Genomic DNA, 12449 nt, shown 5'->3' on the forward strand with positions numbered 1-12449 from the left:
CGGAATCGTCGTCACCGTGCACCTCCCAGGGGCAGCGTGGCCAGCATGCCGGGCAGCTGCTCACGGTCGAGCCGGGCGAGCCCGGCCCCGGCCTGCCGTGCGGCGCCCTCCAAGGCGCGCCGCGCCGCCACGAGTTCGTCGTCACTGCGTCCGGTCACCCGCAGATGCCCGCACAGCGACACCTCCTGCCGCTCGCCGCGCGTGAGCGTGAGGCTGAAGGTGGTGGCCAGCGCCGGTATGGCCGTCACCCGGGCGACGAACTGGGGCAGTGACTCGCCCCGGCCACCGCCCAGTTGGGGCCACCGCCGGACCCAGTACGTCGTATGCCGCCGGTTGTCGCACCGCCAGCTGCGCCCGGACTCCTCCGTGCGCCGCTCCCGGGTCTCGCTGCGCCCCGCCTCGGCGGTGACCAGCGGATTGGCGCAGGCCGAGGTGGCGAGCGCGGCGATCAGCTCCTCCTCGTCGAGCAGTCGGGCCCGGAAGCCGGCCCCGGTCAGCCGGCTCGCGAGATGGTCCGCGGCTCGCACGACGCACTTCTGCGCCCCGAGAAGCTCACCCCCGCGCGCGGTCACCGCCTCCGTGCACAGCTCGGGGTCGAGCTTCAGCGCGATCCAAGTGATGCGCACCGCCGGGGCGCCCGTCTGCTCCTGCAGCGGCAGGTAGTTGGCGACGGCCACGGACTGCTGGGGCAGATGCAGCGCGGGCGCCGGCTGCGTGTGCAGCACGATCTGCGCCGACTCCAGCCGGATCCCGTCCACCTCGAGCGCGTCCCGCACCAGCCCCAGCGGCAGCGGCTGCCGGCTCCGCTCGGCCCGCAGCGCGGTCGCGTCGGCCTCCACCTGCAGCACGGCGGTGACGAAGGTCCCGTCCCCGACGATCCCGACCGGCCGCCGGTCACGAGCCCCGTAGGAATAGGTCCGCAGTGCGGGCTCGCACTCCAGGGCGGGCACCAGGGCCGGTTCCGTGCCGGGCGGTATGGGAGTGCCGGCGGCACGCCGTTGACGTGCCTTCAACTGGCGTGCCGTGGTGATCCATTCGGGTAGAGATCGTCCCCTGCGACGTACCACCGCGAGCAGGACAAGGGCCACCGCGATGGGAGCCGTGACCGCCAGCGCCATCGGGTCGATCGCCCATCCGACGACCAGCGCCGCGGCCGCCAGCTCCAGGAGCACGAGGCGTTGCAGCCGGAACGAACCACCCTGTCCCGGCCACATTCTGAAATGGGGCGCCTCGGTACCCGGCGCTCGGGGTGTGGTCCCCTCCGGTCGCGGGCCCGATTCGGGACCGGGCGTCCGAGGGGTCTCCACCCTCGTCCGGCCGCGCGATCGCGACCGTGTACCGGAAGCCATCACTGAATCCCCCCGTTTTGCTCACAACTCACTGGTCCAGGCATCGCACTTGGGCCTCTCCAAGGTCCGGGTACCCTACCCGCTCCACCAGCACCCACGGACACCATGCATAGTAGGGGGCCGGTCTGACATCGCAGCGCGGGACGGGTGTCCGCCGATGCGAGGACGGGGAGAAGCAGGCACTAATGGCATCACAGCGGGACGAACTCAACGCCTACACGTTCGCGAAGAGGCGCACCCTTGCGGCCTTTCTCCAACCAACGGCTTCCGGAACGGAGGAGGGTGCCCCCAAACCGCTGCGGGCGGTCGTTCCCAGCTTGGTCGCGGGGGCGCTGACTCTGGCCGTGTTCGGCGCCTGGGGCATGTTCCAGCCCACCGCTCCCTCCGGCTGGGACAACCCCGGTACCCGTGTCATCGTCGGCAAGCAGTCGACCACCCGGTACGTCGTCCTGAAGACGGACAAGACCACCCGGCTGCATCCGGTCCTCAACCTCGCTTCCGCGCGCCTGCTGATGAACGGTGCCGACTACCAGGTCATCCAGGTGAGCGACAAGATCCTGGACTCCGGAAAGCTGCCGCGCGGCCCCATCCTCGGCATTCCCTACGCCCCCGATCGGCTGCCCTCGGCCGATGAGGCCGGGAAGGCCAAGCGGTGGGCCGTGTGCGAACAGCCCGGCGGCAAGGGCGAGACCGTTCAGCAGGCCACCTTCGTCCTGGCCCAGCGGGACGCGGCAAAGACGGACGGCTCCGGCCGCCTCAGCGGCGGCGATGTGCTGTACGTCAAGACCCGCACCGGTGAGCGCTACCTCGTCGATGCGCGCGGAACGTCGTACGCCGTCATCGGAACCGAGTCCGACGCGCTGACCACGGCCCTCGTCGGCACCCGCAAGCCTCAGCTCGTCACGAAGGAGTGGCTCGCCACCCTTCACCAGGGCGACCCGATCAAGTTCCCCCGGTTGCCCTCGGGAGTCGGCTCGCCGGCGCAGGTGCCGGGCCAGTTGTCGGAGGCGGAGAACAAGGTCGGCATGGTCCTCAGGACCGAGACCGGTGACGGCACCAAGTACTACGTCGTCCTACCGGGCAAGGTGCAGCCGATCAGCGAGTTCACCGCCTGGCTGCTCATCTCCTCACCCCAGACGGCCTCGCTGAACATGAACGGCGAGGCGCGCACGGTCGGACTGCAGGACTTCACCGCCGATCCCGAGTCTTTCGCCGGTCAGGCGGCCAAGTGGCCCCAGCAGCGGGCCCGCCAGGTCAACTCGATCGCCTCCGGATCCGCTCGCGACACGGTGTGCAGTGTGCTGCGCGATGTGAGCACGGACGCCGACAGCGCCACGACGCTGAGCACCTGGGCGGGCACCGACTATCCGGCCGAGATCACTGCCGACGGCACCGGTACCTACGTGACTCCCGGAACAGGCCTCCTCTACACACAGATCCAGGGCACGGCGACCGGGGCCGGAGGGCTCTTCCTCGTCACCGACACAGGCCTGCGGTACGCCGTCCAGGCCAACGGAGACAGCGACAGCCGCAAGTCGGACATCGGCGCGGACGGCAAGAAGACCTCCGACGGCACCCCCGAGCCCAGCGAGGCCCAGGTCAAGCTCGGCTACCAGAACGTACGGTCCGCCAAGGTCCCTGCCGTCTGGTCCGAGTTCCTCGCCAAGGGACCTCGGCTCGACACCAACAGCGCCCGGCAGCCGCAGGGCTCGTAACAGGCCTGTTTCCATGGACACGACGAAGAGGAGCGTCGCGCGAGTGCTGCCGACGAAGGCGACCCTGCTGACCGCCGCCGTACTGCTGACCACCCTTGGCACCGCCCCGCCCGCACCCGCTCTCGACCTGGACGGCAGCGGCGAATGCACCTTCCCCGCCAAACAGGTCAAGGGGACGCCCTGGTCGTTGCAGCGCGTCCTGCTCGACCAGCTGTGGCAGGGGACCAACAAGGGCAAGGGTGTGCGGGTCGCGGTCATCGACACGGGAGTCGACGACAAGAACCCGCAGCTCGCCCCGGTCGTCGACAAGGCCGCCGGCCGTGACTACCTGACCAAGGGCAAGGGCGGCGATCCGACGAACGACCAGGTGGGGCACGGCACCAAGGTCGCAGGCATCATCGCTGCCCGTCCCCGCAAGGGAACGGGCTTCGTGGGCCTCGCTCCGAATGCCACCATCATCCCCATCCGGCAGAACGATGCCGACAACAGCGGAGACTCGGATTCGATGGCGCAGGCGATCACCTACGCCGTCGACAAGGGCGCCGGCGTCATCAACATCTCCCAGGACACCACCAAGCCGCTGTCGGGCACCTCCAACCTAGCCCAAGCCGTGCGCAAGGCGATCGACCGGAAGGTCGTCGTGGTCGCCTCCGCGGGCAACGACGGCCTGGACGGCAAGGTCAAGAACACCTACCCCGCCGCCTTCAAAGGCGTCCTGGCCGTGGCTTCCTCCGACCGCAACAACGAACGTGCGTCGTTCTCCCAAGCGGGTTCCTTCGTCGGGGTGGCCGCGCCCGGCGTGGACATCGTGTCCACCGTCCCCGGCGGGGGCCAGTGCACGGACGACGGCACCAGCTTCTCCGCCCCGTTCGTCGCCGGCGTCGCGGCTCTGCTCAAGGAGAAGCACCCCGACTGGACCACGGCCCAGATCGTCACCCAGATCGAGCAGACTGCCGAACGGTCCATCAACGGCCACGACCTGTTCGTCGGCTGGGGTGTCGTCGACCCCGTCCGCGCTGTCCAGGAATCGGACCTGGGTGACCCGCCTTCGTCGCCGACTCCTGACCCAGGCCTGTCCAAGGCGCCCGCCCCGGCCGTTGCGCCGTTCTCCCTCGCGGAGACCCCGCGGGAGCGCAACCAGCGGTACGCCGTCTACGCGCTCGGCATCGCCGTCGTCCTGGTGGCGGTCATCGCCGGCACGGCTGTCGTCACCCGCGACCTGCGTCGCCGCCACCAGAAGGGCATGTCATCGTGAGCTTCGGCCCACCGCCGTCGATGTACACCGAGTCCGTGCGCGCGGGAGACAAGCGGCGGACCAGACGCCACAGACGCGTCCTGGGCATCGCCGCCGCCGTAGCCGCCGCCGTCCTGTGTGTGGGCGCGGGAGCGATCTGGTACCAGTCGGGCGACAAGGGGAAGGCCACACCGGACACGGTGGTCAAGCAGGCTCCGGGCGAGGTACGCGAGACCGTCGAGAAGCTCCCCCGTTCGCCGGAGGGCCAGATCGTGGTCCAGCACGATGAGAAGAACCTCTCCGCCGCGCCGCGATACGCGCCCGGCACCTGGGCCACACCCAAGATCCTCGCGCGCGCAGTCGCGAACCGAATCGAGGGCTACAAGATCGAGCCCGGTTACGACGAGACCGCCTGGACCCTCAAGCTGGACGGCCATGTCTGCGCCACCGGTGATGAGGTCACCGCCGACGGCCGCACCGCAGTAGTCGTCCAGCCTGCGCACGCCAAGGGCTCCGCCAAGAAGGGCGTCTGCGACGAGGTGCTGGTCGTCGACCTGAACACCGGCAGGAAACTCTGGCAGAAGAAGATGCCGGCGGCCGACTTCGCCTATGTCACCAACACCAACCTCGCCCTGGCCAAGGGCGTCGTGGCCGTCGCCTGGGGGCACGGCTCGGTGGCGTACGACCTGGACAGCGGCAAGCGGCTGTGGAACACCACCACCACGTCCGACTGCCATGACACGGGCTACGCCGGCGGCCGCGCTCTGCTGACCCTTGTTACCTGCGGAGGGTCGTCCGACACCACCTACCGAGTGGAGAAGCTGAACGCGCGTACCGGCAAGGTCCTGTGGACCTACCGGGTCGCGTCCGGCGTCCAGGGCGTCTACCTGCCGTCCTCCGACCCGCCCGTGCTGGCCGTGGAGGCCGGAGACTCCGAAGTGACCGACCTGATCACCCTCGACGCGAAGAACGGCGATCGGCTGGCCACCATCTCGATGAGCGGCTACGAGCCCAAGTGCGGCAGGAGCGTCTACGCCGGCGGTTTCTTCGGCGTCGTCGACAAGTGCGACGGCATAGTCGTCGGCCGCAGCCGGCTGTTCGCCATGAGCAAGGAGAACTTCGACCCGAAACAGTCCCCTGACTGGATCGTCGCCTTCGACATCAAGACCGGTCACACCGCCGGCAAGTTCGATGGACGCCCCTTGCAGTCGGTCGTCCCCCTCCGCATGAGCGGCGACGACTTGCTCATTTACCGCAGCAGCATGGACGAGGTCCAGCCCGCGGCAGTGGTCGGCTGGAACCCCATCACCGACAAGGAGACCCCGTACCTCTTCTTCCACCTTCCGGAGGACGACGAGTACGAACTCAGCGACCCGGAGCAGTCGGAAATCCTCTACGAACAGGGCCATGCGTTCTTCGCTCGCCGCCAGTTGGAACGCGACGACACCCATCCCAAGTCCCCGGTCCTGTCGGTGATCGGAGTGGGAAGCGCGGGACTGAAGCACTGACACGGCAGCGGGGCGGCACTCACACGTACCGCCCCTCTCTCCGATCTCACTGACCGGTTGCCTCGTCCTCGCCCGTCGCGGCAGCCGTGAGGCCGCCGTTGTGCGCCATGGGCTTCAGATCGAACTCGCCGTCCCGTGCACCGAGTACAAAGGCCCGCCACTCCGCCTCGGTGTACCGCAGCACGGTGTCGGGATCGAGGGACGACCGCATGGCCACGGCACCCTGGGGAAGGTAGGCGATCTCGACCCGCTCTTCGTGCTCTTCGGTGCCAGGGGCGCAGTGCCATTCGACACCGGAGATGTCGAGGGCGTACAGCTCATCCCGTTCGCGCTCCTTACGCGCTTTGATCTCCTCAGCCGTCTCCGTCATGCCGTAGCGACCCCTTTCCGCTGTACGAACGTTGTGCCGGTCACAGTACTGACCACCGTACTGGCCGACGGAACTCCCCTATCCTGTCTTTGCAGTTGGAAGGACAACGTCGAGTGACTAGAGTGGCTCCGCGTACCACGTCTGTGGTACGTCACGGGGGCGGTGCGACGCTGCGGCCACGCGTCGCGTGGAAAGCGCAGCAGGTCTTGCCCGCCAGGAGAGCCGGGACACGAGTCCAGGCGGACCCGTCGCGGTGGTGAAGGTCACCGTCGCTGCAAGAGGAGGGGCAGGAACGTATGGCTTCGGGCGTTGACCTCAGCGCACACGCGCTCACCGGTCTGGCAAACGACATCCGAGACTTCCACCACCAGGTGAGCGAGCGTGTGACCTCGCTCAACCGGGTCGTGGACATGATCCAGGCCGGCTGGAAGGGCGCAGCGGGCAAGGAGTTCGACACCGTTCAGCAGGGCGTCAACCAGAACCTCAAGAAGCTCCAGGACGACCTCGTCGACCTCGAGGAAGCAATGCGGGCGAGCATCGGCGGCTTCACCGACCAGGAGCAGGAGCGCATCTCCGACATTCGGAAGGTGGACAACTCCTACCAGGTCACCAGCAGCATCACCAACCTCGCCTGATCCTCACGCCGCATCCACGAGGGAGACACGCATCATGAGCTTCAACGCCGATCGCACCGCCGTAAACTACGACACCGTCACCCAGGCCGCCAGCGACGTCCGCAACACGGCCAAGAGCCTGTCGGAGCAGCTCGAGAGCCTCATGCGCCGAGTCAAGGCCGTGGCCGAGACCTGGGAGGGCGAGGCGAAGACGGCCTACATCCAGATCCAGCGGGACAGCGGCGAGCAGATGGACCAGATGTCCCAGAAGCTCGCCCGCATCGCCAAGCTCCTCGACGACTCCGTCATCGGCTACCAGGACACCGACAAGGGCAACGCGGCTCGCTTCCGGATGCTGATGGGCTGAACGGCCCGCTGAGCACCGGTGAGACTTGAGGGAGGCAGCGCCCACGGCGCTGCCTCCCTTCCCTTTCCTGCCCCTTCCACGACTCCAGGTTGAAGCAATGGCGACTTTTCCTTCCGCTCCCACTCTTCTCACCACCACGGCAGGGCGATATCACCACCATTACGGCGGCGGTTCGGGGGCCCTCGGCTTGGCGTGGTGGGGATGGATGATCCTGGTCGCGGCCGTGATCATCCTGATCGTCATTCTTGTGAAGTACCGGGCGCAGGACGGGGAGTGAGGGTGGCGGTGCTTCAGGGGACGACCGGTGTACTGCAGTGATGTCGCGCCGCCGACTGTGCGGCGAACTGCTTCAGGTCGCTGAGCTCTTGAGAGTTGAGCGGCTGGGAAACGGAATTGCGGTCGGACTTCTGTGCCGGAACAGCGGTGTACAAGGCGGTGGCCTGAGCCCCGGAACAGGTGGCCGTCGCCCAGGTGACAAGGCCCTTGGCACCCGCGGGCTTGTCGAAACCGGCGTACGGCCCGTTGCCATTGACATCCTCGGGATTGACGAAGGGACCGTAGGCGGCGGTGAGCCGCAGGCTGTCCCCGAGGAGGCAGTACTCCACGGGGGAGGTCCGGGCCGGTGTCTCCGTGACGGAGGGCTGCGACCGCGTGCCGGCACAGGTACCGCGGGCCTGCCCGGCGCCGACTCGGGCGATAGCAGAAGGCTTGTCGACCTGCCTGATCGCCGTGCCAGGTGTCGCGTGGCACCCAGCCTTCTCGGCCGCGTTCTCGGCAGTGCCGGCGGTGATACGCGCGAGCCGCGCCCGCTCGGCATCGCCGATGCCCTCAGTGGACGCGTCCAGGCTCACCAGAATGCCGCTGCCCTGGCTGGGCTTCCAGTTCGCACAGTCCAGCAGAACGAAGACGCCGAGTCTCTCGTCATCACCCACCAGGTAGCCCGACCAGCCCTGGCCGAGCGGGACGGGTATGGCGCTGTCCTCCTCGGCGGAGCCCACGCTGCCGCCGAGCGGATCTTCGCTGCCGGCGGAGGTCTCTATGGTGATGCCGATCCCATTCGCCTGACAGGCCACAGGCAGCCCATCGGGCTCGCTCACCGAAGCGGACCCCTCCAAACGCCTGCTGCTCAGGTGGAGATCCTGTCCTCCGAAACGAGCAGTAGCTCCGGTCGCGGCGAGCATGTCGTCCACGGGCAGCATGCCACCGCACGCCTTGCTCAGCCTCGCGGCCGGAGTGAAGTGCTGATACCAGGCATAGCCACCTCCCAGCAGGGCTAGTACGGCCCCGAGCACCAGGACGTGAAGACCCCGAAGCTGGCGATCCCGCCTGAGGCTCAGCACCGTCCCTCGCCCACACTTGCCTTCAGGTCGTACGCAGGGACATAGCTATCCGACTGGTCACCGACCCCGGGCACGCTGAATCCACCGTCGTCGGAAAGCGACCGAGTGATGGTCATGCAGAAGACGGCGTCGGTACCGTCCGCTGTCACGACGTAGTCGCCTGCCTTCGAATCGGAGCCGACGTCGGAGGCTTCGACATCCACGGCGTAACGGGGCCCCATGCCCTCCCCCGCGCCGGCGACCTCGTCCTCGATCAGTTGGGAGTAGTCCTCGGACGGAGCGCTGACCTGCGGCTCACCCTCGAGAGCGGAGGCTGCGTGGGTCACCGCCTGCCGCAACTCCGCCGCATCCCAGGAGTCCTTGTCGGCATCGCTCATCGCGCTGCACCCCTGGAACACCAACACCCCGGCTCCGACGAACAACAGCCCACGCTGCCAGGCGAAGGCCGCATCCGACGGCTCATTGGCCTCAGGATTCCGAAAACGCCAGGCGGCGAAACTCCAGTAGAGTTTGCGTTGGTTGGCTAGGCCTAGGGCCGTTACGACTGCGGCGAACAGGAAGAAGAAGACGGCCATTTTGATCTCCGGAAATACGACCGCGGATGATTACGCCGTCAGTCCTTGTCCAGGGGCAGTGGTTTCACCGCCTCCGGTGACGGAAAGCTGATCGTGTTCTTGCATTTGAGGAGTTTCGCCATCTTCAGTGAGGATCGGAACAGGACCTTGAGTCGTGCTTCCACGGAAAGATCCAGGTCGTTGTACAGGCTCCCGGTCACGGACACCGGAGCTTCCTCACCCTGCAGCTTGCACGGGAAATAGACGTCGGCGCTTCCTGCCTCGGTGGTTGCTTGCATGCCGGCTCCAAGCTTGTAAGCCTTGTAGGAGCTGAAGCTTCTATTCTCCCCTTCCGGAAACAGGCTTTCCAGATCAGGGGTAAACTTGATCGACAGGCCATCAGCTTCGGAGGCGGGGGCTCCTTCAACGCCAACCCTGCACACGTAGGCGGCACGCTCGTCATCAAGGAGAGTTTTCGCCGCAGCAGCATGTGACTGCGACTTGGAGTTGTCGTACAGGCGACTGAAATTCTCGCTGGCTCGTGCTTCCTTGACGACCGCAGAGTCCAGGATGCCGTCGCATGCCTCCTTGAGTGCGTCGGCACCGTGCGGCGGCTTTTGGTCGCCGCATGCAGTAGAGGCGAAGACAAGTAGTGCTATCCCAACCGGGGCAAGTCGATATCGAGTCACCGGCGTCCTCCGTCCGTTCGGTCCGAAGTATTCGCGCCACGGTCGTATGCATTCAAGACATCGTCAGTGTAGTCCTGACCGCCGTGTTCCTTGATGTAGAGAAGAGCCGGCGTCGTTGCCCGAAGCTGACCGAGATCACTGAAACGAGTAACGGTCATGCGATTCTTGTCGGAGAGATCGGCTTCCTTCTCCTTCGTCTCCTTGTCGATGTCGAAACCCCACTGCGTCTCTGCCGCATCCGCGGCTCCCTCGACGAGAGTGGGAACGATGAACGCGGCAGCGGCGGATACGGCGGGTCCGCCTACCGGCAGTAGCACAAGACCGGTTGCCACACCCATCCCCTGGCCGATGCCGAACTTCTTCCATTCAGCCGACTGCGCGAGCTTCTCGTTGATTTTGTCGGTTTCGTCTCCATACTGCTTGTCCACATAGGAAATGCGAGCCTCATCCAGGATGCCGTGCACGTAGCCGCCGTTATTGAGGATTTTGTGCGCGGCTTCCGGAGTATCGCCGTGCGCTTCCAGGGCGCCGAGGGTGAAGGCTTGCTGTGCAGACGAGAGGATCTTGTAGCCGCTGTCACCTTGGGCGACGTTGTACAGAAAATGACTCGCCGTCGACTGCTTGAGGTTGATGTGTCCCTTGCCGTCGTGGTTGTACAAGGCGTCACGGCCCTCAATGGAACCGCGCCCACCTTCATCAATAGTGGACCAATTGAGATCGTCCATATAACCGGCCCCCATTCGGGCCAGGCTGTCGCCAACGCCAGGCTTATGGTCGACGAAACCGCTGTCCTGGGAGACAGTGACGGCTACCTGCTCCATGATATTCGCTGTTCTGTCGTCACGGTGCAGTGGCTCATCGGTGGCGTCGAACGGCTTCCCCAACGTTGCGGCTTCAAGAGCATGCCCCAGCTCGTCATAACCGAATCCTCGGTGCTCCTTTGCGAAGGGGTTGGCGTTTGGCCATTCACGATCCTTCAGTAGGTACTTCAGATCGGAGTCGAGCTTGTTGTCGTCGTCCCAGTCCTTGGAGTAGAACAAGTCCTTGGCCGCATCGGGGTTATGACCCAACGCCTCCATATAGCCAGCCATGGGATCCATGCCCTGGTCGTTTCCGGATCCAAAGTTCAGGAAAGGTGAGGGATCTCCGTCGGCCCGCCAAAGGTCATTGGGCTTTTCGTCCTTGTGGGACTTCTCAAACCCGATGAGCTTCTGGCCGTAGTCGTCAAGGAAATCTCTGTCATAATTTCCGTAACGCATCAGACTGCTCATGACCTGGAATCCGTACGGTCCCTTTTGTACGGTGCCTCGTGCCATGTCCAGGTAGTCGATCTGCTTTCCGCCCTGGGCGATGACCTCGTGCTTCCAGCTCTCCATGGCCTTGCTATGGGAGTGTGATGCTGTGGCGAGGGTGAAACTCAGCGATTTCTGGATCGCAGCCGAGGCCTTCGTCTGGTCCCCGCCGGTCTGCACCCGGTCGGCGATCCGGGTCCACAGTTCCAGAGTCCCCTTGCCGCCCAGGTGAGTCGCGAACTTCTCTGCGAAGTACGGGTCGCCTTCGTGCCGAGACAGAAGAGTGTTGATGCGGCGAAGCGTTGCGGGATCCAGAGATTCGTCCGCTGCTGCCAAGCCGAGTTTACTCTGCTTTCCGGTGAGCTTCTCAAGTTCCCTGAGGTCCTTGTCCGCCTCTTCGCGCCCCTTCTTGGCGTCTGCGATACTGCTGTACGATTTCGGGTTGAATCCCTTGCTGCGGCCGTTTTGGTCCTGACTCAAGGCCCAGAACAGTGTGTCGTCGGCTTCCTGTGCCGTATCAAGGGCCGACCGAATGCCGCTTCGATAATACTGCAGAGTTTCCTGGTAGCCCTTGTTCAGCGACGCAATGTTTTCGGTGGGTGTGTCCTCAGGAGGGTCAAAATAGACTTCCCCGTCGGGCTTGATAGAAAGATACTTATCCGACTCGATGTCGTGCTTGAGTCTTTTCAGCTTCGCCTGTGAACTGGTGAAAATTTCATGGGCATTGTCAAGCAGCTTGTGTACATCCTCCGCCTCTTCTGCTGCCGCTGTGATTTGTGTGCCGACAATCTTGACCTTGTCGAGAGCAGCAGTGGCGGCCTCACCCTTCCAGTCCGATCCCTCAAGGTCCTTTTCAACGGTGTTCGAATACTGTGTGTGAACCTTCTTGAATCCCTCGGGAACCTTCTGCCACTTGGTCACGGCCTCGGACAGTTCAGTGAAATTAGCGTGGAGGAGTGTCTGGTAGTCCAGCATGTCTTCCCGTCCATTCTTGTCACTTGAGCTTCTCGCTGCCGTGGCGAGCCTTTTCCTTCTGCTCACGTGCCGCGTAATCGTTCGCGCTGGAACGCAAGGCGACGGCGATGTCGCTCTGGAGCAGCCCCTCCACGTATTTCATCTGTCCGCGCCACCGTGTCAGGAAGGTGGAGAAGGCCGGTCCGGATTTGAAACCCTTCAAGCTGCCGCCAACCTGATCGGTTTCCTTGACAGCATCATTATCTACTTTGGAGAAGTCGTCGCGTACGGTCTCCGCGTTCTTAGCCCGATGCCTAAGAAATCCGGAATCCGCGACGAGCGTCTTCCCCGGAGCAGATCCCCCGGGATCTGCAGGAAGCTGATTCAACTGCATGCTGCTGTGCTGGCGGGCTGCGGCAGTGCTGCGCGCCTGTCCCCACATCTCATCGAACGACATGGTGGT

General features: G+C 65.2%; 13 protein-coding genes. 6 read left to right on the forward strand and 7 right to left on the reverse strand.

Features of this window, described 5'->3' with window-relative positions:
• Positions 1 to 11 precede the first annotated feature (11 nt).
• The gene (eccE, locus tag ACZ5DS_RS15625; protein WP_468238076.1) at positions 12 to 1214 is read right to left on the reverse strand and encodes a type VII secretion protein EccE; all 1203 of its coding nucleotides are present in this window, start codon (positions 1212 to 1214) and stop codon (positions 12 to 14) included.
• Between the two features lie 320 nt (positions 1215 to 1534).
• Between eccE and eccB the strand changes: the two genes are divergently transcribed.
• The 3 genes from eccB to ACZ5DS_RS15640 are packed head-to-tail and all read left to right on the forward strand — an operon-like array spanning position 1535 to position 5806.
• Complete coding sequence (gene eccB / locus ACZ5DS_RS15630) at positions 1535 to 3064, forward strand: type VII secretion protein EccB (protein ID WP_468238079.1); 1530 nt, start codon at positions 1535 to 1537, stop codon at positions 3062 to 3064.
• A 13-nt stretch (positions 3065 to 3077) separates the two neighbouring features.
• Positions 3078 to 4319 carry a type VII secretion-associated serine protease mycosin gene (mycP, locus tag ACZ5DS_RS15635; protein WP_468238082.1) on the forward strand — a complete coding sequence of 414 codons (1242 nt, stop codon included), beginning with the start codon at positions 3078 to 3080 and terminating at the stop codon, positions 4317 to 4319.
• Positions 4316 to 5806 carry an outer membrane protein assembly factor BamB family protein gene (locus ACZ5DS_RS15640; protein WP_468238084.1) on the forward strand — a complete coding sequence of 497 codons (1491 nt, stop codon included), beginning with the start codon at positions 4316 to 4318 and terminating at the stop codon, positions 5804 to 5806. Before mycP ends, ACZ5DS_RS15640 begins: the two co-directional genes overlap by 4 nt.
• Positions 5807 to 5852: 46 nt before the next feature.
• Here the strand turns inward: ACZ5DS_RS15640 and ACZ5DS_RS15645 are convergent, their stop codons facing one another.
• Positions 5853 to 6176: a DUF397 domain-containing protein gene (locus ACZ5DS_RS15645; RefSeq protein ID WP_468238087.1), complete on the reverse strand. Its 324-nt coding sequence runs from the start codon at positions 6174 to 6176 to the stop codon at positions 5853 to 5855.
• Between the two features lie 296 nt (positions 6177 to 6472).
• Here ACZ5DS_RS15645 and ACZ5DS_RS15650 point away from each other — a divergent pair, with 296 nt between their 5' ends.
• The 3 genes from ACZ5DS_RS15650 (at position 6473) to ACZ5DS_RS15660 (ending at position 7434) form a co-directional block, all read left to right on the forward strand.
• Complete coding sequence (locus ACZ5DS_RS15650; protein ID WP_468238090.1) at positions 6473 to 6811, forward strand: WXG100 family type VII secretion target; 339 nt, start codon at positions 6473 to 6475, stop codon at positions 6809 to 6811.
• A 34-nt stretch (positions 6812 to 6845) separates the two neighbouring features.
• On the forward strand, positions 6846 to 7157 hold the full coding sequence (locus ACZ5DS_RS15655) for a WXG100 family type VII secretion target (RefSeq protein WP_468238093.1): 312 nt from the start codon (positions 6846 to 6848) through the stop codon (positions 7155 to 7157).
• A 97-nt stretch (positions 7158 to 7254) separates the two neighbouring features.
• Positions 7255 to 7434: a hypothetical protein gene (locus ACZ5DS_RS15660; RefSeq protein ID WP_468238096.1), complete on the forward strand. Its 180-nt coding sequence runs from the start codon at positions 7255 to 7257 to the stop codon at positions 7432 to 7434.
• A gap of 13 nt (positions 7435 to 7447) precedes the next feature.
• On the opposite strand, the gene ACZ5DS_RS15665 is transcribed toward ACZ5DS_RS15660, so the two are convergent.
• The 5 genes from ACZ5DS_RS15665 to ACZ5DS_RS15685 form a co-directional block, all read right to left on the reverse strand.
• Positions 7448 to 8347 (reverse strand): hypothetical protein, encoded by a 900-nt coding sequence (locus ACZ5DS_RS15665; RefSeq protein WP_468238099.1) that lies wholly within the window; start codon positions 8345 to 8347, stop codon positions 7448 to 7450.
• 143 nt (positions 8348 to 8490) lie between these two features.
• A complete protein-coding gene (locus ACZ5DS_RS15670; protein ID WP_468238102.1) occupies positions 8491 to 9072 on the reverse strand; it encodes a DUF6199 family natural product biosynthesis protein in 582 nt (193 codons plus the stop codon).
• Between the two features lie 38 nt (positions 9073 to 9110).
• A complete protein-coding gene (locus ACZ5DS_RS15675; RefSeq protein ID WP_468238105.1) occupies positions 9111 to 9740 on the reverse strand; it encodes a hypothetical protein in 630 nt (209 codons plus the stop codon).
• Positions 9737 to 12007, reverse strand: coding sequence for a DUF6571 family protein (locus tag ACZ5DS_RS15680; protein ID WP_468238107.1), 2271 nt, complete (start codon positions 12005 to 12007; stop codon positions 9737 to 9739). Before ACZ5DS_RS15680 ends, ACZ5DS_RS15675 begins: the two co-directional genes overlap by 4 nt.
• Positions 12008 to 12026: 19 nt before the next feature.
• Positions 12027 to 12443 (reverse strand): hypothetical protein, encoded by a 417-nt coding sequence (locus ACZ5DS_RS15685; protein ID WP_450689578.1) that lies wholly within the window; start codon positions 12441 to 12443, stop codon positions 12027 to 12029.
• Between the last annotated feature and the right edge of the window lie 6 nt (positions 12444 to 12449).

Source organism: Streptomyces sp. NPDC031100, from assembly GCF_055570785.1.

What these genes read in the sequence shown, in the direction of transcription:
- eccE (WP_468238076.1), bottom strand. Translation starts at nt 1,214, where the DNA reads ATGTGGCCGGGACAGGGTGGTTCGTTCCGGCTGCAACGCCTCGTGCTC.
- eccB (WP_468238079.1), top strand. Translation starts at nt 1,535, where the DNA reads ATGGCATCACAGCGGGACGAACTCAACGCCTACACGTTCGCGAAGAGG.
- mycP (WP_468238082.1), top strand. Translation starts at nt 3,078, where the DNA reads ATGGACACGACGAAGAGGAGCGTCGCGCGAGTGCTGCCGACGAAGGCG.
- ACZ5DS_RS15645 (WP_468238087.1), bottom strand. Translation starts at nt 6,176, where the DNA reads ATGACGGAGACGGCTGAGGAGATCAAAGCGCGTAAGGAGCGCGAACGG.
- ACZ5DS_RS15650 (WP_468238090.1), top strand. Translation starts at nt 6,473, where the DNA reads ATGGCTTCGGGCGTTGACCTCAGCGCACACGCGCTCACCGGTCTGGCA.
- ACZ5DS_RS15655 (WP_468238093.1), top strand. Translation starts at nt 6,846, where the DNA reads ATGAGCTTCAACGCCGATCGCACCGCCGTAAACTACGACACCGTCACC.
- ACZ5DS_RS15660 (WP_468238096.1), top strand. Translation starts at nt 7,255, where the DNA reads ATGGCGACTTTTCCTTCCGCTCCCACTCTTCTCACCACCACGGCAGGG.
- ACZ5DS_RS15670 (WP_468238102.1), bottom strand. Translation starts at nt 9,072, where the DNA reads ATGGCCGTCTTCTTCTTCCTGTTCGCCGCAGTCGTAACGGCCCTAGGC.
- ACZ5DS_RS15680 (WP_468238107.1), bottom strand. Translation starts at nt 12,007, where the DNA reads ATGCTGGACTACCAGACACTCCTCCACGCTAATTTCACTGAACTGTCC.
- ACZ5DS_RS15685 (WP_450689578.1), bottom strand. Translation starts at nt 12,443, where the DNA reads ATGTCGTTCGATGAGATGTGGGGACAGGCGCGCAGCACTGCCGCAGCC.